Consider the following 24,442-nt stretch of genomic DNA (forward strand, 5'->3'; position numbering starts at 1 on the left):
TCGCTATTCTGTTTGTTACAGCCGTGATATTCTTGCGGCTCAACTATTTCCGGCCCGCTTGCCGGTTCAAATACCTTCATTGTCATGACTATGTTGCAGCTTTATAAACGTTCACAGCATTTTGTTTTTATTACCATTAGCTTCCTTATTATCCTGCTGTCCTGTCAGTCTCTGGCGTTTGCCCGGGGGCAAACGAATGGTGACTTGCCGTCAAAAGCGGATATACAAGCTCAGTTGGATACGCTGAATAAACAAAAAGATCTCTCCGCCCAGGATAAGCTGGTCCAGCAAGATCTTACCGATACGCTCGCCACTCTGGAAAAGATTGAACGGATAAAAGAGGAGACCGTACAGCTGCGACAGAAGGTGGCGCAGGCGCCGGAAAAAATGCGCCAGGCGACGGAAGCGTTAAATGCGTTGGGGGATGTTGACAATGACGATGAAACGCGAAAAACGCTGAGTACGCTCTCATTACGTCAGCTTGAGCTGCGTGTTGCGCAGGTGCTGGACGATTTGCAAAATTCGCAAAACGATCTGGCGGCCTACAATAGTCAGTTGGTTTCGCTGCAGACCCAGCCTGAGCGCGTGCAAAATGCGATGTATGCCGCTTCGCAACAAATTCAGCAAATCCGCAATCGTCTGGATGGCAATAATGTAGGCGAAGCCGCGCTACGCCCCAGCCAGCAGGTGTTATTACAGGCGCAGCAGGCGTTACTTAATGCGCAGATTGACCAGCAACGTAAGAGCCTCGAAGGAAATACTGTTTTGCAGGACACCTTGCAAAAACAGCGAGATTACGTGACGGCTAACAGTAATCGCCTTGAACATCAGCTTCAACTTTTACAGGAAGCGGTCAACAGCAAACGACTCACGTTAACGGAAAAAACCGCCCAGGAAGCCATCTCGCCCGATGAAACTGCGCGTATCCAGGCTAACCCGCTGGTAAAGCAGGAGTTGGATCTTAACCATCAGCTTAGCCAACGCCTGATTGCCGCGACCGAAAACGGCAATATGCTGATGCAGCAAAATATCAAAGTGAAAAACTGGCTCGATCGCGCGTTGCAGTCGGAAAGAAACATCAAAGAGCAGATTGCTGTACTAAAAGGCAGCCTGCTGTTATCGCGTATTCTTTACCAACAGCAACAAACGTTACCTTCCGCCGATGAACTCGAAGACATGACCAACCGCATAGCGGATCTGCGTCTGGAACAGTTTGAAATTAACCAGCAGCGCGATGCCTTATTCCAGAGCGACGCCTTTGTCGACAAACTGGAGGAGGGGCATACCAACGAGGTGAATGATGACGTTCACGATGCCTTGCTGCAGGTTGTGGAGATGCGCCGTGAGCTGCTGGATCAACTGAATAAACAGCTGGGTAATCAGTTGATGATGGCGATTAACCTGCAAATTAACCAGCAGCAGTTAATGAGTGTCTCGAAAAACCTGAAAGCTATTCTGACGCAACAGATTTTTTGGGTGAACAGTAATCGACCTATGGACTGGGCCTGGCTTAAAGCGTTTCCTCAAACGTTAAAAGAGCAGTTCAGCACGATGAAAATTACGGTGAACTGGCAAAAAGCCTGGCCTGCGGTATTTATTGCTTTTTTAGCGGGGCTGCCGCTGTTGCTCATTGCTGGTTTAATTCGCTGGCGTTTGAAATGGCTAAAAGCGTACCAACAGAAACTGGCCGCCGCGGTGGGATCGTTGCGTAACGATAGTCAGCTCAACACCCCGAAAGCGATCCTGATCGACCTGATCCGCGCGTTGCCGGTGTGCCTGATTATCCTTGCGATTGGCCTGATCCTGCTGACCATGCAGTTAAATATCAGCGATCTCCTGTGGGATTTTAGTAAGAAACTCGCGCTGTTCTGGCTGGTATTTGGGGTGTGCTGGAAGGTACTGGAAAAAGAGGGCGTGGCGATACGCCATTTTGGTATGCCAGCGCAGTTGACCAGTCACTGGCGTCGCCAGATTGTCCGCATTAGCCTGGCGTTGTTACCGCTGCACTTTTGGTCTGTGGTGGCGGAGCTGTCGCCGCTGAATCTGATGGATGATGTGCTGGGGCAGGCGGTTATTTTCCTCAACTTGCTGGTGATAACGTTACTGGTGTGGCCGCTGTGTCGGGAAAGTTGGCGTGATAAAGAGTCGCACGGCATTCGACTGGTGACCGTGACGATTCTTTCTATCATCCCGGTGGCGTTAATGGTGCTCACGGCGACCGGCTATTTCTATACCACCCTGCGCCTGGCTGGTCGCTGGATTGAAACTGTCTATCTGGTCATTATCTGGAACCTGCTTTACCAAACGGTGCTGCGCGGATTAAGCGTAGCGGCGCGCAGGATTGCCTGGCGCCGCGCGCTGGCTCGTCGTCAGAACCTGGTAAAAGAGGGAGCGGAAGGCGCGGAACCACAGGAAGAGCCAACTATCGCGCTGGAGCAAATTAACCAGCAAACATTACGTATCACTATGCTGCTAATGATTGCCCTGTTCGGCGTGATGTTTTGGGCGATTTGGTCCGATCTGATCACCGTATTTAGCTATCTTGATAGCATCACGTTGTGGCACTACAACGGCTCTGAAGCTGGTGCTGCGGTGGTGAAAAGCGTGACGATGGGGAGCTTGCTATTCGCCATTATTGCCGCGATGGTGGCCTGGGCGCTTATCCGCAACTTACCCGGTCTGCTGGAAGTATTAGTGCTTTCACGCCTGAATATGCGTCAGGGCGCCTCGTATGCGATCACCACGATCCTTAACTACATTATTATCGCCGTTGGCGCGATGACGGTGTTTGGGTCGCTCGGCGTCTCATGGGATAAATTGCAGTGGCTGGCGGCGGCGCTGTCGGTTGGTCTGGGTTTTGGTTTGCAGGAGATTTTCGGTAACTTCGTTTCAGGCTTGATCATTCTCTTCGAACGTCCGGTGCGTATTGGCGATACGGTGACGATTGGCACTTACTCCGGCACGGTCAGCAAGATTCGTATTCGCGCCACTACCATTACCGATTTCGATCGTAAAGAGGTGATCATTCCGAATAAAGCGTTCGTGACGGAGCGGCTGATTAACTGGTCGCTGTCCGATACCACGACACGTCTGGTTATTCGGCTAGGGGTCGCTTATGGCTCGGATCTGGAGAAAGTGAAAAAAGTCCTGCTACAGGCAGCAATGGAACATCCTAAGGTGATGCATGATCCGGAACCTGCCGTATTCTTTACCACCTTTGGCGCCAGCACTCTCGATCATGAGCTACGTCTGTATGTGCGTGAATTACGCGATCGTAGCCACACGGTGGATGAACTAAACCGCGCCATCGATCGCCTGTGCCGCGAAAATGATATCAATATTGCTTTTAACCAGCTTGAGGTGCATCTGCACAATGAGAAGGGCGATGACGTGACCGAAGTAAAGCGCGATCTTAACGGCGATGAGCTGGCGCCAACGGTAAGCTAAAAGGGGGCGCCGCGCGCCTTATTATTGCGCGCGGCGCCGCTAATGCGAAAGCGTGGAAAGCGTTTCCAGCGTAATGCCAGTGACGCTGGCGATAAGCCTGGCTTCCGGGCCGCTGGCAAGTATTTTGCGGGCAATAGCACGCGCGTCGGCCTGATGACCTTGCGCTAATCCTTGCTCAAGGCCTTTTTGCAAAACGCCCTGACTCCAGCTTCAGCGAATCCAGAGCGCAGATAGTAAGAAAGGCTTCTGGCGGGAATCGCGGGCGACCTCTTTTTGCATCAGCATCTGTCGGAATACCGCATTGTGCGGCGTGGTGGGTAAACGTTCCATGACCCGTCCCTTGTTGCCTGACTGTAGCGACCACTTTGTCAGCGGCAACAAGGATAAACCAGTGAATAATTATTCCGTTTGCGAGCCGTCTTCCGCACTTTTTAATTTGTTTTCATAATCACGCATCACAATTTCCAGCGCGCGTAGCACCGTTCGCGCCGGTAAGCGGTTCTCTTCAAGCAGAACAATTAAATCTACGGCCAGTTTGACTTCATCCGGGGCGTTTTCAAGCGACATACTTTCTCCTGGTTAACGGGTTAAACGCGCCAGTACGTTTTCTATCTTCTCCAGCGCATGGCGACAGCGCGCCAGTCGCCCTTCATAGATCTCGACTTCCTTCTGGAGCGCCTGTTGTTCGACATGATGGGTCGCCTGTACCAGACGCGCTTTTCGCTCCTGCGTCATCGCCAGCAGTCGACGCTCAAACTCCTGATGCTGTATTCGTCTACGCTGCCAGCGGCCAAGCCCTGGCGCAGCGCTGTCCCACTGGCGCAGCGGCCAGGCGGCGGTTTCACGCGATATTGCTTCCAGTTGCGAAGCCAGATGTTCCGACAGCCAGGCAATTTGCGGTAGCTGTTTATGCTTTACCGCCTGACCCAGGGCAGCAAGATTGGCTTGTGCCTCTTCCAGATATCCCTGCAACAGAGTACTGCGGGTACGAAAAAGATGCCTATCAAAGCGTGCGCTAAGCGTCGCGTGTTGCGCCAGCGGCGCGCACCGTTGACGTAGCCGCGCCAGCTTCTCTTCCAGCGCCTGTAACAGCATAGCGGTTTTCAATTCAACACCCCGATGAAAATAAGGCAGGCTGTGCTACAGTAGCCTTCTGTTTGATAACGATTCGCATTATGCAACGTACTATTTTAATCATTATTGGCTGGCTGGCGGTAGTATTGGGTACGGTAGGCGTGGTTTTACCTGTGTTGCCGACGACTCCGTTTATTTTACTGGCTGCCTGGTGCTTCGCCCGCTCGTCGCCGCGCTTCCATGCCTGGTTATTGTACCGCTCATGGTTTGGTGGTTATCTACGCTACTGGCAGCAGCATCGGGCCATGCCGCCGGGGGCGAAACCACGAGCGATCGCGCTGATATTGGTGACCTTCGGTATTTCGCTGTGGCTGGTGAATCTCATGTGGGTGCGGGCGCTGCTGTTGGTTATTCTGACCTGCTTGCTCATTTTTATGTGGCGGATACCGGTGGTTGATGAAAAGCAACAAAAGCGCTGAAGCACACGAATCGCTGTTGCAATTGTTGTTCGCAGCCAGTAAATTCGACCGTTTTCGAGCACAGGCGCAGGCGGTCAAAGTGTAACCGAGAGTTACCCCTGACCAAAGCGTATTGCGCCGTGAGTAACACCGTACTTAGCAGGCATACATCCATGACCGCGACTGCACAGCAGCTTGAGTTTCTTAAAAACAGCATCAAAAGCATTCAGGACTACCCGAAACCGGGCATTCTTTTCCGTGATGTCACCAGCTTACTGGAAGACCCAAAAGCGTACGCGCTCAGTATTGAACTGTTGGTTGAGCGTTATAAAAAGGCGGGTATCACCAAAGTCGTCGGCACCGAAGCGCGTGGCTTTCTGTTTGGCGCGCCGGTCGCACTTGGACTGGGCGTTGGTTTTGTTCCGGTACGCAAACCGCGTAAATTACCGCGTGAAACCATTGCCGAGACCTATGAGCTTGAGTATGGCACCGACCAGCTGGAAATCCATGTTGACGCTATCAAACCCGGTGATAAAGTGCTGGTCGTTGACGATCTGCTGGCGACCGGCGGCACCATTGAAGCGACCGTGAAGCTGATTCGTCGTCTGGGCGGGGAAGTCACCGATGCGGCGTTCATTATCAATTTGTTCGATCTTGGTGGTGAGCAGCGTCTGGAAAAACAGGGTATTACCTGTTATAGCCTGGTCCCCTTCCCGGGGCACTGATTCAGGTTATCTGCGTCTGATATTTTAGCCACAGACACAACCTCGCTGTATTGACGAGGTTGTGTTAGCATTACCCTCCTATGAATCCACCTTCCAGCGTTTCAGAGCCTGCCAATGAGTTATCAGGTCTTAGCCCGAAAATGGCGCCCACAAACCTTTGCTGACGTCGTCGGCCAGGAACATGTGCTGACCGCACTGGCGAACGGCTTGTCGTTAGGGCGTATTCATCACGCGTATCTTTTTTCCGGCACGCGCGGCGTCGGGAAAACGTCTATCGCCCGACTGCTGGCGAAGGGATTGAACTGCGAAACGGGCATCACCGCCACACCCTGCGGCGTCTGCGATAACTGCCGCGAAATCGAGCAGGGACGCTTTGTCGATCTGATTGAGATTGACGCCGCCTCGCGCACGAAAGTGGAAGATACCCGCGATCTGCTGGATAACGTCCAGTACGCGCCTGCGCGCGGGCGTTTTAAGGTCTATTTGATCGACGAAGTACATATGTTGTCGCGCCACAGTTTTAACGCGCTGCTTAAAACGCTTGAAGAGCCGCCCGCGCACGTGAAGTTTTTACTGGCAACCACCGATCCGCAGAAGCTACCGGTGACCATTTTGTCTCGCTGCCTGCAATTTCATCTCAAGGCGCTGGACGTTGAACAGATTCGCCATCAGCTTGAGCATATTCTTGATGAAGAACATATCGTTCACGAACCTCGCGCGTTGCAACTGTTATCACGGGCGGCTGACGGCAGTTTGCGCGATGCGCTAAGTTTGACTGACCAGGCTATCGCCAGCGGCGACGGACAGGTCTCAACACAAGCAGTAAGCGCGATGCTCGGCACACTGGACGACGACCAGGCGCTGTCATTAGTGGAAGCGGTAGTTGACGCCGATGGCGAACGTGTTATGGCGCTTGTCAATGAGGCGGCGGCGCGCGGTATCGAATGGGAAGCGCTACTCGTCGAAATGCTTGGCCTGCTGCACCGTATTGCGATGGTACAACTTTCGCCTGCTGCGTTAGGCAGCGATATGGCGGCCATTGAACAACGAATGCGCGAGCTTGCCCGGACGGTGTCTCCAGGCGACATCCAGCTTTATTACCAGACGTTGCTGATTGGCCGTAAAGAATTGCCCTGGGCGCCAGATAGGCGTATGGGCGTTGAAATGACATTACTGCGTGCGCTGGCGTTTCACCCGCGTATGCCGTTACCGGAACCGGAAGTCCCCAGACAATCTTTTGCGCCTGTTGCGCCAACGGCGGTGATGACGCCGATGCAGGTGCCGCAGCAGCCCGTGGCTCAACAGCCGCCGGCGGCGCCCGTTGGATTGTCGGAGAGCACCAGCCAGGTACTGGCGGCGCGTAATCAGTTGCAGCGCGCGCAGGGAGCAACCAAAGCAAAAAAGAGTGAACCGGCAGCCGCATTCCGCGCGCGGCCGGTGAATAACGCTGCGCTGGAGCGGCTGGCCTCCGTATCGGAACGCGTACAGGCACGTCCTGCACCGAGCGCGCTGGAAAAGGCGCCAGCGAAGAAAGAGGCGTATCGCTGGAAGGCGACAACCCCAGTGGTGCAGACCAAAGACGTTGTTGCGACGCCAAAAGCGCTAAAAAAAGCGCTGGAGCATGAAAAAACGCCGGAGCTGGCGGCAAAATTAGCGGCCGAAGCGATTGAGCGCGATCCGTGGGCGGCGCAGGTAAGCCAGTTGTCTCTGCCTAAGCTGGTGGAGCAGGTGGCGTTAAATGCGTGGAAAGAAGAGAACGGCAATGTCGTCTGTCTGCACCTACGCTCAACTCAGCGGCATTTGAATTCCAGTGGCGCGCAGCAGAAGCTGGCGCAGGCGCTGAGCGAATTAACCGGTTCACCGGTTGAACTGACTATCGTTGAAGATGATAATCCGGCGGTGCGTACGCCGCTGGAATGGCGTCAGGCTATTTACGAAGAGAAGCTTGCGCAGGCGCGCGAGTCGATTATCGCGGATAATAACATTCAGGCGTTGCGTCGGTTTTTCGACGCCGAACTGGATGAAGAGAGTATCCGCCCCATTTGATCGTAAGCCCGGCTTGCGATTGTGAACCATCAAGAGAGAGAGCTTATGTTTGGAAAAGGCGGTCTGGGCAATCTGATGAAACAGGCCCAGCAGATGCAGGAAAAAATGCAGAAAATGCAGGAAGAGATTGCGCAGCTGGAAGTGACCGGCGAATCCGGCGCAGGTCTGGTGAAGGTCACTATCAATGGTGCGCATAACTGCCGCCGCGTGGAAATCGACCCCAGCCTGCTGGAAGATGACAAAGAGATGCTGGAAGATCTGGTCGCTGCGGCGTTTAACGATGCGGCTCGCCGTATTGAAGAGACGCAGAAAGAGAAGATGGCGTCCGTCTCTTCTGGTATGCAGTTGCCGCCAGGCTTTAAGATGCCGTTCTGATGCAAACCAGCCCGCTGTTAACTCAGCTTATGGAGGCGTTGCGCTGTTTGCCGGGCGTTGGCCCTAAGTCGGCACAGCGGATGGCGTTCACCCTGTTGCAGCGCGATCGCAGTGGCGGTATGCGTCTGGCGCAGGCTCTGACCCGGGCGATGTCGGAAATTGGCCACTGCGCCGATTGCCGGACGTTTACTGAGCAGGATATCTGTCATATCTGTTCGAACCCGCGGCGCCAGGAAAACGGCCAGATTTGCGTGGTGGAGAGTCCGGCGGACATCTACGCTATTGAGCAGACCGGGCAATTTTCCGGGCGGTATTTTGTGCTGATGGGCCATCTGTCACCGCTGGACGGCATCGGGCCGGATGATATCGGTCTCGATCGCCTTGAACAGCGACTGGCGTCAGAAAAAATCAGCGAACTGATCCTCGCGACCAACCCAACGGTCGAAGGGGAAGCTACCGCGAACTATATTGCCGAGCTGTGTGCGCAATATGGCGTCGAGGCCAGCCGCATCGCCCACGGTGTGCCGGTTGGCGGCGAGCTGGAGATGGTTGATGGCACCACGCTGTCCCACTCTTTGGCAGGGCGCCATAAGATTGTTTTATGAACAAACGGAGGCCGCATTTGCAGCCTCCGCTTGAAATCACACACGCTTGTCCCCATTTCACCCTCAACGTATTTTTACCCTTAAAATGGTATTGTTGAGGTCTATCCACATGAAAGGTCAAGAAACTCGTGGTTTTCAGTCAGAGGTTAAACAGCTTCTGCACCTGATGATCCATTCTCTTTATTCCAATAAAGAAATCTTCCTGCGTGAACTTATCTCTAACGCCTCAGATGCGGCGGACAAGCTGCGTTTTCGCGCACTGTCAAACCCGGACCTGTATGAAGGTGACGGCGAGCTGCGCGTGCGCGTCTCTTTTGATAAAGATAAGCGTACGTTGACCATTGCTGATAACGGCGTGGGGATGAACCGCGATGAGGTGATTGACCATTTAGGCACGATTGCTAAGTCTGGCACCAAATCTTTCCTTGAGTCGATGGGGTCCGATCAGGCGAAAGACAGCCAACTCATCGGTCAATTCGGGGTGGGTTTCTACTCCGCGTTTATCGTTGCCGATAAAGTGACCGTACGTACCCGTGCAGCGGGCGACAAGCCGGAAAATGGCGTGTTCTGGGAGTCTGCTGGCGAAGGTGAATATACCGTTGCGGATATCACCAAAGACGACCGTGGTACGGAAATCACCCTGCACCTGCGTGAAGGCGAAGATGAATTCCTTGATGACTGGCGCGTGCGCTCCATCATCAGCAAATATTCTGATCACATTGCTCTGCCGGTAGAGATTGAAAAACGGGAAGAAAAAGACGGCGAAACCGTCATTTCCTGGGAGAAAATCAACAAGGCTCAGGCGCTGTGGACCCGCAATAAATCTGAAATTAAAGACGATGAGTACAACGAGTTCTACAAGCACATCGCGCATGATTTCACCGATCCGCTGACCTGGAGCCACAACCGCGTGGAAGGGAAGCAGGAGTACACCAGCCTGCTGTATATCCCGTCGCAGGCACCGTGGGATCTGTGGAACCGCGATCATAAGCACGGTCTGAAACTGTACGTACAGCGCGTGTTCATTATGGACGACGCTGAGCAGTTCATGCCGAACTATCTGCGTTTTGTGCGTGGTTTGATTGACTCTAACGATCTGCCGCTGAACGTGTCCCGTGAAATCCTGCAGGACAGTACAGTGACGCGTAATCTGCGCAGCGCGTTGACCAAACGCGTTCTGCAGATGCTGGAAAAACTGGCGAAAGACGACGCGGAAAAATACCAAACTTTCTGGAAACAATTCGGCCTGGTGCTGAAAGAAGGCCCGGCGGAAGATCATGCCAATCAGGAAGCCATCGCCAAACTGTTGCGCTTCGCCTCTACCCATACAGACTCTTCCGCACAGACCGTGTCGCTGGAAGACTATGTTTCCCGAATGAAAGAAGGGCAGGAAAAAATCTACTACATCACCGCAGACAGCTATGCGGCGGCGAAAAACAGCCCGCATCTGGAACTGCTGCGTAAGAAAGGCATCGAAGTGCTGCTGCTCTCCGATCGTATTGATGAGTGGATGATGAACTATCTGACCGAGTTCGACGGTAAGGCGTTCCAGTCTGTTGCTAAAGCCGATGAGTCCATCGAAAAACTGGCGGATGAAGTCGACGAAAACGCGAAAGAAGCGGAAAAGGCGCTTGAGCCGTTCGTGGAGCGTGTCAAAACCCTGCTGGGCGATCGCGTGAAAGAGGTGCGTCTGACGCATCGTTTAACCGACACGCCGGCGATTGTCACCACCGATGCGGATGAGATGAGCACCCAGATGGCGAAACTGTTCGCTGCGGCCGGTCAGTCCGTGCCGGAAGTGAAATACATCTTTGAGCTCAACCCGGATCACATCCTGGTCAAACGTACTGCCGATACGCAGGACGAGGCGCAGTTCAAAGAGTGGGTAGAACTGTTGCTGGATCAGGCGCTGTTTGCCGAACGCGGTACGCTGGAAGATCCGAACCAGTTTATCCGCCGTATGAACCAGCTACTGGTGTCCTGATAGCGGTTATATGAGGCCGGATGATGCTAACGCGTATCCGGCCTACTGATTCCAGGCCGGAAGGTTATTTATACCGCCATCCGGCACTTTCTCTTCTTATTTTCGATTTTCCCCCCGTTAACCGTTTCAGCATCAGGCGGCTTCCTTGAGCGAACTGCGTGATGGTGGTATCGTTTAGCGCTTTTTAAAAAATATCGACAACCTTTAAGGGGATTTTCGTAATGCGTATTATTCTGCTTGGCGCTCCGGGCGCGGGTAAAGGAACTCAGGCTCAGTTCATCATGGAGAAATATGGTATTCCGCAAATCTCCACCGGCGATATGCTGCGCGCCGCAGTGAAATCAGGCTCCGAGTTGGGCAAACAGGCAAAAGACATCATGGATGCTGGTAAGCTGGTGACTGATGAACTGGTGATCGCGCTGGTTAAAGAACGTATCGCCCAGGATGACTGCCGTAACGGTTTTCTGCTGGACGGCTTCCCACGCACGATTCCGCAGGCTGATGCGATGAAAGAAGCAGGTATCGCAGTGGATTACGTGCTGGAATTTGACGTACCGGACGAACTGATCGTTGACCGTATCGTTGGTCGTCGCGTACATGCTGCCTCAGGGCGTGTTTACCACGTTAAGTTCAATCCACCGAAAGTGGAAGGCAAAGACGATGTTACCGGCGAAGATCTGACGACCCGTAAAGATGATCAGGAAGAGACCGTACGTAAGCGCCTGGTGGAATATCATCAGATGACCGCGCCGTTGATCGGCTACTATCAGAAAGAAGCGGAAGCGGGTAACACCAAATACGCGAAAGTTGACGGTACCCAGGCCGTGGCCGACGTGCGTGCTTCCCTCGAAAAAATCCTCGGCTAATATTGCCCGCCGCCATCCGCCTTACCGGATGGCGGCGTGAACGCCTTATTCAGCCTACAAGATTGCGCAGGCCTGATAAGCGTGGCACCATCAGGCAAAACCTCTCACAGCAATTAGTTCTTCTTCTTCGCTTTTCCGCTACAATTATCAACAATTTGAATGGACAAGAGGCGGCAATGCGTCAGACGAAAACCGGTATCCTGCTGGCTAACCTTGGCACGCCAGACGCCCCAACCCCCGAGGCGGTAAAACGCTATCTTAAACAATTTTTAAGCGACAGACGCGTGGTGGATACGCCTCGTCTGCTGTGGTGGCCGTTACTGCGTGGCGTCATCTTACCTCTGCGCTCACCGCGTGTAGCGAAACTTTATCACTCTATCTGGATGGAGGATGGTTCACCGCTCATGGTCTATAGCCGCGAACAGCAGCAGGCTCTGGCCGCGCGGCTACCGGATACACCCGTCGCGCTGGGGATGAGCTACGGCTCGCCCTCGCTGGAAAGCGCCGTCGATGAACTGTTGGCAAGCAACGTCGATCATATTGTCGTGTTGCCCTTGTATCCGCAATACTCTTGCTCAACGGTGGGCGCCGTCTGGGACGAACTGGGACGGATACTGGCGCGTAAACGCCGTATCCCCGGTATTTCCTTTATCCGCGATTATGCGGATAACGGCGCTTATATTGATGCGTTGGCGAAAAGCGCACGCGAGTCGTTTGCCAGACACGGCGAGCCGGATTTGCTCCTGCTCTCCTATCACGGTATTCCACAACGTTACGCGGATGAAGGTGATGACTACCCGCAACGTTGTCGCGATACCACGCGCGAACTGGTTTCCGCATTGGGGCTGCCGCCGGAAAAAGTGATGATGACGTTCCAGTCGCGCTTTGGCCGTGAACCGTGGCTGACGCCCTATACTGATGAAACGCTAAAAATGTTGGGTGAGAAAGGAACGGGGCATATTCAGGTCATGTGTCCGGGGTTTGCGGCGGACTGCCTTGAAACGCTGGAAGAGATTGCGGAGCAGAACCGGGAGATCTTCCTTGAGGCAGGTGGTAAAAAATATGCATACATTCCGGCGCTGAACGCGACGCCGGAACATATTGATATGATGCTGAAACTCACGGCGCCGTACCGTTAACGCGGCGTCTTCATCCTCGCCATAAAGAATCGCGCGCCGTCCTGCAAGGCATCGTCGGCGATTGTCATCATTCGCGAATAGTGCAGAAAGGCGTGCAGTGTGCCGGGATACATTTTGTATTCGCAGGGCTGCTGGTGCGCCTGTAATGTCTGGTGCAGCAAGCGGCTGTCATCAATGAGCGGATCAAACTCCGCGCTGGCAATAAAGCAGGGCGGCACATCGTGCGTGAGATCGTTATTAAACAGACAATACCAGGGCGATTCCCGATCTTCTTCGTTACGCAGATAGGCCTTTTCGTACATGTCCAGATCTTCACGCGTCAGGCCGTCCCACGTGCCGCCGAACAGACGGCGGCTTACCGAATCCTGCAACCCATACAGCCCATACCACAGCAGAATCGCGATAACGTTACCGCAGCGAATGTGCTTATCACGTAACCAGATCGCGCTGGCAAGCGCCAGCATGGCGCCTGCGGAATCTCCGGCGAAACCGATTTTCTCCACGTTGAGCGAGTATTCATCGGCATGTTGAGAGAAGTAGCTGCATACTGCGACGGTTTCTTCAATGGCCTGCGGATAACGCGCTTGCGGCGACAGCGAATAATCAATACCGATCACGGTGCAGCCGGTATAACGCGCCAGCAAACGCATTATCCGGTCATGCGTATCCAGGTTACCGAGGATAAATCCGCCGCCGTGCAGATAGTATAAGGTGGCCTGACTGGTCGGCTGCGGCGAGTAGAGCCGGGTTGTTACATCGCCATAAGGCGTAGGGACGACGCAGGTGCGGGTGGTCATGGACGGCGCGTCGGCATTCCAGAAACGGCGCTCAAGAAGATAATACTGGCGCTGGGTCTCAATATCGCCATCGGCAGGCCAGGGGGGAAGACCTGGTTGCTGGAAGTTTACGACGGCTTTCATTTCGTCTGACAGTCGGGTGAGTACGGGAATTTTATTTTCCGGCTTCATAAAACGCTCCTTGTGAAAGTGAACCATTGTAAAAAACGCGGCTGGAGAAACTGCGATCCCGTCGTCCGATATTGAAACGCCATCGCCCATCGCGCCCATCAGAAGGAATGTGCTACCATGCAGCGCTCCGTTATTCATCCGTAAGCACAATCATGAAATTTCCCGGTAAACGTAAATCCAAACACTATTTTCCCGTCAATGCGCGTGACCCGTTGTTGCAACAAATTCAGCCAGAACAGGAAACTAACGCCTCCTGGGTGGTCGGTATCGACCAGACGTTGGTGGATATTGAGGCGAAAGTGGATGACGATTTTATTACACGCTATGGATTAAGCGCCGGGCATTCTCTGGTGATAGAAGACGAGGTGGCGGAGAAGCTGTATCAGGAACTGACGCGGGAAAATCTGATCACCCATCAGTTTGCTGGCGGCACCATAGGCAATACGATGCATAATTACTCGGTACTGGCGGATGACCGTTCGGTGTTACTGGGCGTGATGTGCAGCAATATTGAGATTGGCAGCTACGCTTATCGCTACCTGTGTAATACTTCCAGCCGTACCGACCTGAATTATCTGCAAGCGGTAGATGGCCCGATTGGCCGTTGTTTCACGCTAATTGGCGAATCCGGCGAGCGTACCTTCGCTATCAGCCCCGGCCATATGAATCAGCTACGGGCGGAAAGTATTCCGGAAGCGGTGATCGCTGGCGCCTCCGCGCTGGTGTTGACCTCATATCTGGTGCGCTGTAAGCCTGGCGAACCGATGCCTGACGCGACGATGAAAGCAATCGAATACGCGAAAAAGCATAACGTGCCGGTTGTCATGACGCTGGGCACCAAATTTGTGATCGCCGATAATCCGCAGTGGTGGCAGACGTTTCTTAAAGAAAATGTCTCTATTCTGGCAATGAATGAAGAAGAAGCAGAGGCGCTGACCGGCGAAAACGACCCGCTGCTGGCCGCGGATAAGGCGCTGGACTGGGTCGACCTGGTGTTATGCACCGCCGGGCCGATAGGGTTATATATGGCAGGCTTCACCGAAGAGGAAGCAAAACGTAAAACCCAGCATCCGCTGTTGCCGGGGGCTATTGCTGAATTTAACCAGTATGAATTTAGCCGGGCGATGCGCCATAAAGATTGTATTAACCCGCTGCGTGTCTATTCGCATATTGCGCCGTATATGGGCGGGCCGGAAAAAATCATGAACACCAACGGTGCGGGAGATGGCGCGCTGGCAGCGCTGCTGCATGATATTACGGCGAACAATTATCATCGTACCAACGTGCCGAATTCCAGTAAGCACAAATTTACCTGGCTGACTTACTCGTCGCTGGCGCAGGTCTGTAAATATGCTAACCGTGTCAGTTATCAGGTGCTGAACCAGCACTCCCCACGTCTGACGCGCGGACTGCCGGAACGTGAGGATAGCCTGGAAGAATCGTACTGGGATCGCTGAGTTAATGCCCGATGACGCTTCGCTTATCGGGCCTGCAACGTCTCAGGCCTGATAAGACGCTTTTCGTCGCCATCCTGCACATCAACTGGCGACGACCTCACCTGCAGGCGGCGTTTCAAGGAGTTTCAGCATAGCGCGGGCAATCTCTCGCTCACCCATCACAACCTGGTTCGCGCCGCGCTCGGTGATGTAATCCACCTCATCGTCGTAATGCGCTCTGGCGATAATTTCAATCCCCGGACATTTTTCCCGCGCCGAAGCGACAATCTCACCAGCTTCATAACCATTGGGAATGGTCAACAGCAGCCAGCGGGCGCAGTCAAGATGCGCCAGATTCATGATCTCTTCGTTAGCGGCGTTGCCCAGTACGGCGCGAATCCCGCGGTCACGTAGTTCATCCACGCGGGTACGCGATGTTTCAATAACCACCAGCGGAATACCGGCGGCCATTAATTTTTCTCCCAGCAGGCTACCGACGCGGCCAAAACCCACCAGCAGGGCATGATTACAGATATCCACCGGAATTTGTTTTTCTTCTTCGATAGCCTCTTCCAGCGTTTGCTCCTCCAGCGTTTCAGTTTTCGCCAGATACTTCTCCAGCAGGGCAAACAGTACGGGATTAAGCATAATCGACAAAATCGCGCCCGCCAGCACCAGGTTTTGCCCTGCTTGCGGCAGCAGGTCAAGCGCCATGCCGAGTCCGGCGAGAATAAAAGCGAATTCGCCGATTTGCGCCAGGCTGGCGGCAATGGTCAGCGCGGTTCGTGGCGAGTGGCCGAACAACCGCACCAGAAAGAATGCGGCGACCGATTTCCCAAAAACGATAATGGCAAGCGTCGCCAGCACCGCCAGCGGCTGTTGGATCAAGACTAACGGATCGAACAACATGCCAACGGAAACAAAAAACAGGACAGCAAATGCATCACGCAGCGGCAGTGTATCGTGCGCTGCCCGGTGGCTAAGTTCCGACTCATTAAGTACCATTCCGGCGAAGAACGCGCCCAGCGCGAAGGAAACGTCAAACAGTTCCACGGCGCCAAAGGCAATACCTAACGCCAGCGCCAGTACGGAAAGGGTAAATAACTCGCGGGAACCGGTGGCGGCGCTGCGGGCCATAATCCATGGCACCAGGCGGCGTCCCACCAGCATCATGATGGCAATAAATGCCACCACTTTACCAATGGTTATTCCCATATCCACTGCCAGCGAGGCAACGCCGACATCACCTTTTTCCACCATGGCGGCGACGGCAGGCAGCAACACCAGGGTCAATACCATCACCAGATCTTCGACAATCAGCCAGCCGATAGCGATTTGTCCTCGCTGACTATCAAGAAGCTGTCGCTCTTCAAGCGCGCGTAGCAGGACGACAGTACTGGCGGTAGACAGGCAGAGCCCAAAGACGATGCCTGTCATTAATGACCATCCCAGCACAGCGGAAAGCGCCATACCCAACAGCGTCGCCACGGCTATCTGAGCGACGGCGCCGGGAATGGCGATAGACTTTACCGCCATCAAATCCTTCAGCGAAAAATGCAGCCCGACGCCGAACATCAGCAGAATCACGCCGAGTTCCGCCAGCTCCGGCGCCAGTTTGGTATCCGCCACAAAACCCGGTGTAAAAGGCCCAGCCAGAACGCCCGCTAACAGATATCCCACCAGTGGAGAAATACGCAATTTGTTGGCAATCATGCCGAGAATAAAAGCGAGCACAAGGCCGCCGACAATGGTGGTAATAAGCGGGGTGGCGTGATGCATTCCGTCTCCTTTGGTTGCTGGGGTCCAAAATTCCGGTTAATAGTTTATGACAATTTCAATCATGATGTTTATAAAAAATGGTTGAGTTTTATAAAAAAATGGAATTTAGCTCTAAAAAGAGCACGGATCGGAAAACAGGCAAAGAAGGGACACGCTAAGCGTGATAGTATCGGGAAATAAGGGCGGTTAAAGCATATGTTTAACCGCCATAAAATTACGCTTTATGTCGATTATCAGGCAGGAATATAGTCAGTATCCCCAGAAGCGGAAGGAAAGCGCAGATTTTATAAACTAAATAGATACTGGTATGGTCGGCAATAAGCCCCAATACCGCTGCACCAAGTCCCCCCATCCCGAAGGCAAAACCGAAAAAGAGGCCGGAAACCATACCGATACGTCCTGGAAGCAGCTCTTGCGCATAAACCAGAATGGCGGAAAATGCTGACGCAAGAATGAAGCCGATAATGACGGTTAAAATCCCCGTCCAGTACAGGGTGGCGTAGGGTAAAATGAGGGTAAACGGCGCAACGCCGAGAATAGAGCCCCAAATGACATATTTTCTACCAATTTTATCGCCTACTGGCCCGCCGATTACCGTCCCGGCAGCCACCGCAAACAGGAATGCAAACAGATGAAGCTGTGCATTTTGTATCGATAACCCGAATTTTTGCATCAGATAAAAGGTGTAGTAGCTGCTGATGCTGGCCATGTAAAAATATTTTGAGAAAATCAGCAGCAGTAAAATGCTAACGGCCAGAATAACTTTATTCCGCGGCAGTGGGTTAGCGATAACCGCTTTGGGTTTACCTTTTGCTATCCGGTGCTGGGCTGCATACCATCGGCTGATCTGCGCCAGCACCACGATCGCCAGCAGTGCGGCCAGCACAAACCAGGCAACATTCCCTTTGCCATACGGCGCGATAATCACAGCGGCCAGCAGCGGGCCTAACGAACTGCCGAAATTGCCGCCTACCTGGAAGATAGACTGCGCCAGACCATGACGCCCACCGGAGGCCATACGCGCCACGCGGGAGGACTCCGGGTGAAAGACGGACGAGCCAGTGCCGACCAGCGCTGCAGCGAGTAATACGGCGCCAAAACTGCCCGCCATCGCCAGTAGCACCAGACCGCTGAGGGTAAAACACATACCGACAGGCAGCGACCACGGCATGGGATACTTATCCGTCCAGTAGCCAACGACCGGCTGAAGCAGCGATGAGGCGAGCTGGAACGTCAGGGTGATCAAGCCTATCTGGACGAAGGTTAGCGAAAACTCTGCCTGCAATAGGGGGTAAATCGCCAGGATTAGCGACTGGATCATATCATTCAGCAGATGGGAAAGACTAATCGCGCCCAAAATACCAAACGAGGTGCGTGCTTTAGCGGCGGCTGTGGGCGCGCCTGCCAACGGCTGGGTTGATTCACTCATGGCCATAGAAAGTCACTTAAATTTTATGCGATGTTGTAGATAGTAGGATGTGTAATTATTACTCGCCTAACATACCTGTGAAATGTGTTTGAAGGAAGTCTCAATTCTGAAAACATATTTGTCTATTATCGCAAGGAAAGGTAATTTCTGCGGTTGATATCGAGTCAGGGAGAGAAGCATGAAATTTTTAAAACGGGGTGTGGCGCTGGCGTTACTGGCGGCGTTCGCGCTGGCGAGTCAGTCTGCACAGGCTTACGAAAAAGATAAAACTTATAAAATTACTATTCTGCACACAAATGATCACCACGGTCACTTCTGGCGCAGCGAATACGGCGAATACGGTCTGGCGGCACAAAAAACTCTGGTGGACGGTATTCGTAAAGAGGTGGCGCAAGAGGGCGGAAGCGTGCTGTTGTTATCCGGCGGCGATATTAATACCGGCGTGCCGGAGTCTGATCTTCAGGATGCCGAACCCGATTTCAGAGGGATGAATCTTATTGGCTACGACGCTATGGCCGTCGGCAACCATGAATTTGATAACCCGCTCACCGTACTGCGTCAGCAGGAAAAGTGGGCGAAATTTCCTTTCCTCTCCGCCAATATTTATCAAAAGAGTACCGGCGAGCGTCTGTTTAAACCATGGGCGATTTTTACGCGCCAGGATATAAAAATCGCGGTGATCGGTTTAACCACCGATGACACGGCTAAAATAGGCAACCCGGAATATTTCACCGATATTGAGTTTCGTAAACCTGCTGAAGAAGCAAAGGTGGTGATTCAGGAACTTAATATGAACGAAAAGCCGGACGTGATTATCGCGACCACGCATATGGGGCATTATGACAATGGCGTTCACGGTTCGAATGCGCCGGGCGATGTGGAGATGGCACGTAGCCTGCCTGCCGGTTCGCTGGCGATGATTGTGGGGGGGCACTCTCAGGATCCGGTATGCATGGCGTCAGAAAATAAAAAGCAGACCGATTACGTACCGGGAACCCCCTGCGCGCCGGATAAGCAAAACGGCATCTGGATAGTACAGGCGCATGAGTGGGGGAAATATGTGGGCCGCGCGGATTTCGAATTCCGTAACGGCGTAATGAAAATGGTTAACTATCAACTCATTCCGGTCAATCTTAAGAAAAAAGTGACCTGGGATAACGGGAAAAGCGAGCGCGTACTTTACACGCCGGAAATCGCAGAAAATCCGCAAATGCTTTCGTTATTAACGCCGTTCCAGAATAAAGGTAAAGCGCAACTGGAAGTCAAAATCGGTAGCGTGAATGGTCCTCTTGAGGGCGATCGCAGCAAGGTCAGATTTGTCCAGACGAATATGGGCCGGGTGATTCTGGCCGCGCAAATCGCGCGTACTGGCGCCGATTTTGGCGTAATGAGCGGCGGTGGTATTCGCGATTCCATTGAGGCGGGAGACATTACCTATAAAAGTGTGCTCAAGGTACAACCGTTCGGCAATATTGTGGTGTATGCCGATATGAGCGGCAAAGAGGTGATAGATTATCTTACCGCTGTGGCGCAGATGAAACCGGATTCAGGCGCCTACCCACAGTTTGCCAATGTGAGCTTTGTTGCCAAAGAGGGCAAACTCACGGATCTGAAAATTAAGGGTGAGCCTGTTGACCCGACCAAAACTTACCGTATGGCGACGCTCAGTTTCAATGCCACGGGCGGCGATGGTTATCCGCGTATTGATAACAAACCGGGCTATGTGAATACTGGTTTCATTGATGCCGAAGTGCTGAAAGAGTTTATTGAGCAGAATTCACCACTGGATGCAGCGGCATTTGCGCCAAAAGGCGAGGTGAGCTGGTTGTAACGGTACTGATAGCCATCACTCCCCGATGGTGCGCTGCTGACTCTGTATACTGTAGGCCGGACAAGGCGCTTGCGCCGCCATCCGGCAACACTATTTCGCGCTGGATTAATCCCGACGTGCGATATCGGCGAATGTGGCATCCAGTAGCATGGCCAAATCATCAGCGGCCAGTTCAATATCCAGCCCTCGTTTACCCCCGGAAACATAAATGGTGGCAAATGTACGGGCTGGCGCGTCAATCAACGTTGGTAGCCGTTTCTTCTGCCCCAGCGGACTGATTCCGCCGACCAGATATCCCGTGGTACGTTGCGCCACCATGGGGTCGGCCATATCGACCTTTTTCGCGCCCAGAGCTTTGGCGACTTTTTTCAAATCCAGTTGTCCGGCCACAGGCGTTACGGCGACCGCCAGCTGCTTCAAATCGCCATTCACGGCCACCAAAAGCGTTTTGTACACCTGATCGGCGTTCAGCCCGAGCTTACGCACCACTTCATCACCAAAGTTAGTTTCATTTGGATCGTGTTCGTAGGTGTGAACGTTAAACGGAATCTTGTTCTTTTCGAGTAACTTAACTGCGGGTGTCATAACGTACCTTCTTACTACAGACGTGATTTTCTATCAGCATACGCCGGAAAGCGGACTAAAAAATAGTACAATCTTGTGCATTAGGTCTTGGCAGTTGCGGCAACTTTGAGCGACAATCTGAAGATCCGAAGTGAAAGCTTCGGGATAATAATAATGATGAAATTCCTCTTTGACGGGCCAATAGCAATATTGGCCATTTTTTTAACGCATTAATTCCGGCAAATTTCCTTCTCCATAAACATGGAGAGCGCCAACGGCGACCACATATTGTCCTGGCGGCATAGCACTCAGCCGATCCCGCCAGGCAAGATTACGCTGATGCATGAGCACGTCATACAGTGATTGGCTAAATGTTTTGGGTAAGGTGATATCCCCCCTCTGTTGCGGCATTTTCAACCACCAACTCATCATTTGCTGTAACAGACGGGCGTTGGTATGCCAGTGTGTCAGCGTATCGTCCAGCAGCGCCAGACCGTTATCCGGTAACTGACACAGCAGCGCAATCTGGCTGGCGGCGCCTTCCAGTTCAATCACCGGTTTTTGCGCCTGCCTGGCGGCTTGCAATAACTGATAATCAATTCCGTATTCCGGTCGTAAACCTAACTGCTGTGCCTGTGTCGCCTGTAAAATCATGGCGATTTGCCATAACGGCTGGGTAGAAAACAGCGACAGGGAAATGCCCAGCTCCCCGGCAATTTTTTGCAGATTGCACAACTGCTCTTCGCTGATACGGTCTTCCAGCGCAGCAAATTTAGGAAGATCGGCAAACGGAGAGTCATGACCGGAGACATCGGCTTCGACAATCAGCGCATCGGCGTGTTTAAGCTTTTTAAGCAGTCTGGCCGGGAGGGGAGCCATATCGCGCGTGCCCATATGAATACTGCCTACAAGATGAAAATGACGGTTGCCAGGCAAAAAGATATCGATGGCGGGCCAGGTATAATGATTGCCACGCAATGCGGCCCATAGTGTTTTTACCCGGTACAACAGATCCATACGACCTCCTTGAGTAGGCGACTATGCTAGCGCGTGGCCCAGGAAGATACAATGAATTCGCGGAGGGGAGAAAGGTAGGATCACAACGCGAAAGCGTCTTATCCGGCCTGGAGAATAGCCTATTCCTGCCAGACCGGGTAAGTAGACGCTGGTTTATGCTTTCGGTTTAAAGCGCAACAGACGGTTGGCGTTACTGACCACGGTAATGGATGACAGCGCCATCGCCGCGCCTGCTACAACCGGGTTTAACAGGGTACCGGTAAACGGCCACAGAATACCGGCGGCCACCGGGATACCAATACTGTTGTAAATGAACGCGCCAAGCAGGTTCTGCTTCATATTGCGCAGTGTCGCGCGCGAAATGGCCAGCGCATCTGCTACGCCCATCAGACTATGGCGCATTAGCGTAATTGCTGCGGTTTCAATCGCTACATCGCTACCGCCCCCCATAGCAATACCAACGTCTGCCTGTGCCAGAGCGGGCGCATCGTTGATACCGTCACCGACCATTGCCACCTGACGTCCCTGGCTTTGCAGACGTTTAATCGCATCGGCTTTGCCATCCGGCAGTACGCCTGCAATGACCTCATCAATGCCCGCTTCTTTGGCAATGGCGTTAGCCGTGGTCGGGTTATCCCCTGTGAGCATCACCAGACGGTATCCGGCACTGTGCAGGCGTTCAAGCGCGGCAATACTATCGCTACGCAACGGATCGCGCACCGCCAACAAGGCCGCTGCTTTACCGTCAACCGCCAGCAGCACCGGCGTAGCGCCTTGCGATGCCTGTGCGGTAATTTCCGCGGTCATAGCATCTGTGGCGACGTGCTGTTCATTCAGCAACGCCTGGTTCCCCAGAAGCAGTTGATGACCCTCCGCTTCGCCGCTGACGCCCAGCCCGCGCAGCGTTCTGAAACCGTTCACCTGCGGCAGTTTATCGTCGCCGGCTTTTTCCAGAATCGCATGTGCCAGTGGGTGGCTGGATCCTTGTTCTAGCGCGGCCGCCAGACGTAATGCCAGGGCTTCATCAATGCCATTGAAGGTTTTCACCGCCACCACTTGCGGCTTACCTTCCGTGAGTGTCCCGGTTTTATCAAAGACGATCGTATCCAGCGTACTGGCGCGTTGCAGGGCGTCTGCATCACGTACCAGCACGCCAAATTCGGCGGCGCGGCCTACACCGGAAATGATCGACATCGGCGTCGCCAGGCCTAATGCGCAAGGGCAGGCGATAATCAATACAGTTGTGGCAATGACCAGGGTATAAACAATTTGTGGCGCCGGACCGAAGAAATACCAGATGGCGGCACTGAGTAGCGCAATAACCACCACCACGGGAACGAATACCGCGGAGATTTTATCGGCCAGTTGTCCAATTTCCGGTTTACTACTTTGCGCCTGGCGCACCATGCGAATAATGCGTGACAGCGTGGTATGACTGCCTACCGCACTGGCGCGGAATAATACGCTGCCGTCCTGTACGACAGTACCGGCATGAACGCTGTCGCCTTCGCCTTTTTGCTGCGGAATAGGTTCGCCGGTCAGCATGGCTTCATCAAGCCACGCTTCGCCCTGGGTAATTTCGCCATCCACCGGCACGCGATCGCCAGTAGTCAGACGTAACAGCATCCCTGGCTGAACATCTGCCAGCGGGACGCTTTTTTCACCGTCTTCTGTCACGACACGAGCGGTCGGCGGGGTGAGATCGAGTAATTTTTCCAGCGCTTTTGAAGACCGCTGACGGGCGCGCGCTTCCAGCATGTGTCCGAGGTTAATCAGACCAATAATCATCGCGCTGGCTTCGTAATAGAGATGCCGCGCCTCCATGGGGAACCATTGCGGCCATAAGTTGACGCTCATGGAGTAGAGCCAGGCGACCCCTGTGCCGAGCGCCACCAGCGTATCCATCGTCGCCGTGCCGTTCAGCAGGCTTTTCCATGCGTTACGATAAAAGTGACCGCCCGCAAAGACCATCACGGCAAGCGTTATGATGCCGATAACAAGCCATAAACTGCGGTTGTCGCCCGTCACCATCATGTTATCGCCGATCATCCCCCAGACCATGACCGGGATACCGACCGCCAGGGCGACGATGGCCTGCCAGCGAAAACGTTTCATGGTGGCGATGGCGGTTTCCTGCTGGCGCTCGCGGCGTTTAATGTCATCTTCAATCGCCTCTGCGCCGTAGCCGGCTTTTTCCACCGCCTGCACTAAATCAGCGGCGGACGCGCTGCCCATCACCAGCGCAGTGCGTTCCGCCAGGTTTACCCGTGCCTGCGTGACGCCCGGTACGCTTTGCAAAGCATGTTGTACGCGGGTGACGCAACTGGCGCAGCTCATGCCGCTTAACAGCAACTGTTGACTTTCTTCATCGGCCGTCGCTACCGGAAGCTCATGGGGAACCGCTGCCAGTGCTTCCGACGGGATTGATGACTCCGTCAGCGGTTTAGCCTTTGGGTGGCTTAACGTCGCGCCATACCCGGCTTGTTTGATGGTTTCAATCAACGCGTCCGCACTGGCGGTGCCGGTGACGTGAGCTTCGGTTACGGTGACGTCCGCCAGTTCAACATCCGGACGTTGTTCAAGACTTTCTTTTACGCGTTTGACGCAATGACCGCAGGACAAACCGTCCAGGGTCAGGTCGATAGTTTGAGACATAATAAAAACTCCTTTATGATTGGCCATCAATTCATTGACCTTAA

At 53.5% G+C, this 24,442-nt stretch carries 19 protein-coding genes, 3 pseudogenes and 1 other annotated feature; of the genes and pseudogenes, 11 read left to right on the plus strand and 11 right to left on the minus strand.

Annotated elements, in window-relative coordinates:
- Positions 1-84: 84 nt before the first annotated feature.
- Positions 85-3,447, plus strand: coding sequence for a mechanosensitive channel MscK (gene mscK, locus SBG_RS02190; RefSeq protein WP_000178226.1), 3,363 nt, complete (start codon positions 85-87; stop codon positions 3,445-3,447).
- Between the two features lie 39 nt (positions 3,448-3,486).
- Here mscK and SBG_RS21300 read toward each other — a convergent pair.
- The 4 genes and pseudogenes from SBG_RS21300 to priC all read right to left on the minus strand — a co-directional run.
- Positions 3,487-3,639, minus strand: a pseudogene (locus tag SBG_RS21300) (Rpn family recombination-promoting nuclease/putative transposase); the annotation flags it as partial.
- Positions 3,632-3,777 (minus strand): annotated as a pseudogene (locus SBG_RS23430) (Rpn family recombination-promoting nuclease/putative transposase); the annotation flags it as partial. The pseudogenes SBG_RS23430 and SBG_RS21300, both read right to left, overlap by 8 nt.
- A gap of 69 nt (positions 3,778-3,846) precedes the next feature.
- Positions 3,847-4,014 (minus strand): pleiotropic regulatory protein RsmS, encoded by a 168-nt coding sequence (rsmS, locus tag SBG_RS02195; protein ID WP_000051160.1) that lies wholly within the window; start codon positions 4,012-4,014, stop codon positions 3,847-3,849.
- Positions 4,015-4,026: 12 nt separating this feature from the next.
- Positions 4,027-4,554 carry a primosomal replication protein N'' gene (gene priC / locus SBG_RS02200; RefSeq protein WP_020842834.1) on the minus strand — a complete coding sequence of 176 codons (528 nt, stop codon included), beginning with the start codon at positions 4,552-4,554 and terminating at the stop codon, positions 4,027-4,029.
- 68 nt (positions 4,555-4,622) lie between these two features.
- Here priC and SBG_RS02205 point away from each other — a divergent pair, with 68 nt between their 5' ends.
- The 7 genes from SBG_RS02205 (at position 4,623) to adk (ending at position 11,580) form a co-directional block, all read left to right on the plus strand.
- Positions 4,623-5,000 carry a DUF454 family protein gene (locus SBG_RS02205; RefSeq protein ID WP_001189866.1) on the plus strand — a complete coding sequence of 126 codons (378 nt, stop codon included), beginning with the start codon at positions 4,623-4,625 and terminating at the stop codon, positions 4,998-5,000.
- A gap of 152 nt (positions 5,001-5,152) precedes the next feature.
- Positions 5,153-5,704 (plus strand): adenine phosphoribosyltransferase, encoded by a 552-nt coding sequence (gene apt, locus SBG_RS02210; RefSeq protein ID WP_000127345.1) that lies wholly within the window; start codon positions 5,153-5,155, stop codon positions 5,702-5,704.
- Positions 5,705-5,818: 114 nt separating this feature from the next.
- Positions 5,819-7,750 (plus strand): DNA polymerase III subunit gamma/tau, encoded by a 1,932-nt coding sequence (gene dnaX, locus SBG_RS02215; protein ID WP_000121952.1) that lies wholly within the window; start codon positions 5,819-5,821, stop codon positions 7,748-7,750.
- Positions 7,083-7,147, plus strand: a sequence feature (DnaX frameshifting element). (Overlaps the previous gene by 65 nt.)
- A 45-nt stretch (positions 7,751-7,795) precedes the next feature.
- Entirely contained in the window at positions 7,796-8,125 is a 330-nt protein-coding gene (locus SBG_RS02220) for a YbaB/EbfC family nucleoid-associated protein (RefSeq protein WP_000467098.1), read from the plus strand.
- Positions 8,125-8,730, plus strand: coding sequence for a recombination mediator RecR (gene recR / locus SBG_RS02225; protein WP_001195018.1), 606 nt, complete (start codon positions 8,125-8,127; stop codon positions 8,728-8,730). Before SBG_RS02220 ends, recR begins: the two co-directional genes overlap by 1 nt.
- Before the next feature lie 109 nt (positions 8,731-8,839).
- Entirely contained in the window at positions 8,840-10,714 is a 1,875-nt protein-coding gene (gene htpG / locus SBG_RS02230; RefSeq protein WP_015702744.1) for a molecular chaperone HtpG, read from the plus strand.
- 221 nt (positions 10,715-10,935) lie between these two features.
- Positions 10,936-11,580: an adenylate kinase gene (gene adk, locus SBG_RS02235; protein ID WP_001220230.1), complete on the plus strand. Its 645-nt coding sequence runs from the start codon at positions 10,936-10,938 to the stop codon at positions 11,578-11,580.
- On the opposite strand, the pseudogene SBG_RS23435 reads toward adk, so the two are convergent.
- Positions 11,577-11,684: pseudogene (locus SBG_RS23435) on the minus strand (hypothetical protein); the annotation flags it as partial. The gene adk and the pseudogene SBG_RS23435 sit on opposite strands and share 4 nt — an antisense overlap.
- 72 nt (positions 11,685-11,756) lie before the next feature.
- Between SBG_RS23435 and hemH the strand changes: the two are divergent.
- The gene (gene hemH, locus SBG_RS02240; protein ID WP_001250070.1) at positions 11,757-12,719 is read left to right on the plus strand and encodes a ferrochelatase; all 963 of its coding nucleotides are present in this window, start codon (positions 11,757-11,759) and stop codon (positions 12,717-12,719) included.
- Here the strand turns inward: hemH and aes are convergent.
- Positions 12,716-13,687: an acetyl esterase gene (aes, locus tag SBG_RS02245; RefSeq protein ID WP_015702745.1), complete on the minus strand. Its 972-nt coding sequence runs from the start codon at positions 13,685-13,687 to the stop codon at positions 12,716-12,718. The genes hemH and aes overlap by 4 nt on opposite strands.
- Positions 13,688-13,839: 152 nt before the next feature.
- Here aes and SBG_RS02250 point away from each other — a divergent pair, with 152 nt between their 5' ends.
- The gene (locus SBG_RS02250; protein WP_015702746.1) at positions 13,840-15,144 is read left to right on the plus strand and encodes an inosine/guanosine kinase; all 1,305 of its coding nucleotides are present in this window, start codon (positions 13,840-13,842) and stop codon (positions 15,142-15,144) included.
- Positions 15,145-15,225: 81 nt separating this feature from the next.
- Here SBG_RS02250 and ybaL read toward each other — a convergent pair whose 3' ends face one another.
- Positions 15,226-16,902 carry a YbaL family putative K(+) efflux transporter gene (gene ybaL, locus SBG_RS02255; protein ID WP_000546199.1) on the minus strand — a complete coding sequence of 559 codons (1,677 nt, stop codon included), beginning with the start codon at positions 16,900-16,902 and terminating at the stop codon, positions 15,226-15,228.
- A 214-nt stretch (positions 16,903-17,116) separates the two neighbouring features.
- Positions 17,117-18,337, minus strand: coding sequence for an MFS transporter (locus SBG_RS02265; protein WP_001251648.1), 1,221 nt, complete (start codon positions 18,335-18,337; stop codon positions 17,117-17,119).
- A gap of 172 nt (positions 18,338-18,509) precedes the next feature.
- Between SBG_RS02265 and ushA the strand changes: the two genes are divergently transcribed.
- Complete coding sequence (gene ushA, locus SBG_RS02270) at positions 18,510-20,162, plus strand: bifunctional UDP-sugar hydrolase/5'-nucleotidase UshA (RefSeq protein WP_000670385.1); 1,653 nt, start codon at positions 18,510-18,512, stop codon at positions 20,160-20,162.
- Positions 20,163-20,267: 105 nt separating this feature from the next.
- On the opposite strand, the gene ybaK is transcribed toward ushA, so the two are convergent.
- The 3 genes from ybaK to copA form a co-directional block, all read right to left on the minus strand.
- The gene (gene ybaK / locus SBG_RS02275; protein ID WP_000186622.1) at positions 20,268-20,747 is read right to left on the minus strand and encodes a Cys-tRNA(Pro)/Cys-tRNA(Cys) deacylase YbaK; all 480 of its coding nucleotides are present in this window, start codon (positions 20,745-20,747) and stop codon (positions 20,268-20,270) included.
- Positions 20,748-20,948: 201 nt separating this feature from the next.
- Positions 20,949-21,743 carry a TraB/GumN family protein gene (locus SBG_RS02280; RefSeq protein ID WP_000365142.1) on the minus strand — a complete coding sequence of 265 codons (795 nt, stop codon included), beginning with the start codon at positions 21,741-21,743 and terminating at the stop codon, positions 20,949-20,951.
- Positions 21,744-21,896: 153 nt separating this feature from the next.
- Positions 21,897-24,398, minus strand: a complete 2,502-nt coding sequence (gene copA, locus SBG_RS02285) for a copper-exporting P-type ATPase CopA (protein ID WP_015702747.1) — start codon at positions 24,396-24,398, stop codon at positions 21,897-21,899.
- Positions 24,399-24,442: the final 44 nt, after the last annotated feature.

Origin of the sequence: Salmonella bongori NCTC 12419, from assembly GCF_000252995.1 — a bacterium.
Lineage (GTDB): Bacteria > Pseudomonadota > Gammaproteobacteria > Enterobacterales > Enterobacteriaceae > Salmonella > Salmonella bongori.

Bases quoted from the DNA above. Each gene is read 5' to 3' on its own strand.
- adk (WP_001220230.1), top strand. From the start codon at position 10,936: ATGCGTATTATTCTGCTTGGCGCTCCGGGCGCGGGTAAAGGAACTCAG.
- apt (WP_000127345.1), top strand. From the start codon at position 5,153: ATGACCGCGACTGCACAGCAGCTTGAGTTTCTTAAAAACAGCATCAAA.
- ushA (WP_000670385.1), top strand. From the start codon at position 18,510: ATGAAATTTTTAAAACGGGGTGTGGCGCTGGCGTTACTGGCGGCGTTC.
- aes (WP_015702745.1), bottom strand. From the start codon at position 13,687: ATGAAGCCGGAAAATAAAATTCCCGTACTCACCCGACTGTCAGACGAA.
- SBG_RS02220 (WP_000467098.1), top strand. From the start codon at position 7,796: ATGTTTGGAAAAGGCGGTCTGGGCAATCTGATGAAACAGGCCCAGCAG.
- htpG (WP_015702744.1), top strand. From the start codon at position 8,840: ATGAAAGGTCAAGAAACTCGTGGTTTTCAGTCAGAGGTTAAACAGCTT.
- SBG_RS02280 (WP_000365142.1), bottom strand. From the start codon at position 21,743: ATGGATCTGTTGTACCGGGTAAAAACACTATGGGCCGCATTGCGTGGC.
- SBG_RS02205 (WP_001189866.1), top strand. From the start codon at position 4,623: ATGCAACGTACTATTTTAATCATTATTGGCTGGCTGGCGGTAGTATTG.
- ybaL (WP_000546199.1), bottom strand. From the start codon at position 16,902: ATGCATCACGCCACCCCGCTTATTACCACCATTGTCGGCGGCCTTGTG.
- recR (WP_001195018.1), top strand. From the start codon at position 8,125: ATGCAAACCAGCCCGCTGTTAACTCAGCTTATGGAGGCGTTGCGCTGT.
- ybaK (WP_000186622.1), bottom strand. From the start codon at position 20,747: ATGACACCCGCAGTTAAGTTACTCGAAAAGAACAAGATTCCGTTTAAC.
- SBG_RS02265 (WP_001251648.1), bottom strand. From the start codon at position 18,337: ATGGCCATGAGTGAATCAACCCAGCCGTTGGCAGGCGCGCCCACAGCC.
- rsmS (WP_000051160.1), bottom strand. From the start codon at position 4,014: ATGTCGCTTGAAAACGCCCCGGATGAAGTCAAACTGGCCGTAGATTTA.
- dnaX (WP_000121952.1), top strand. From the start codon at position 5,819: ATGAGTTATCAGGTCTTAGCCCGAAAATGGCGCCCACAAACCTTTGCT.
- copA (WP_015702747.1), bottom strand. From the start codon at position 24,398: ATGTCTCAAACTATCGACCTGACCCTGGACGGTTTGTCCTGCGGTCAT.
- hemH (WP_001250070.1), top strand. From the start codon at position 11,757: ATGCGTCAGACGAAAACCGGTATCCTGCTGGCTAACCTTGGCACGCCA.
- SBG_RS02250 (WP_015702746.1), top strand. From the start codon at position 13,840: ATGAAATTTCCCGGTAAACGTAAATCCAAACACTATTTTCCCGTCAAT.
- mscK (WP_000178226.1), top strand. From the start codon at position 85: ATGACTATGTTGCAGCTTTATAAACGTTCACAGCATTTTGTTTTTATT.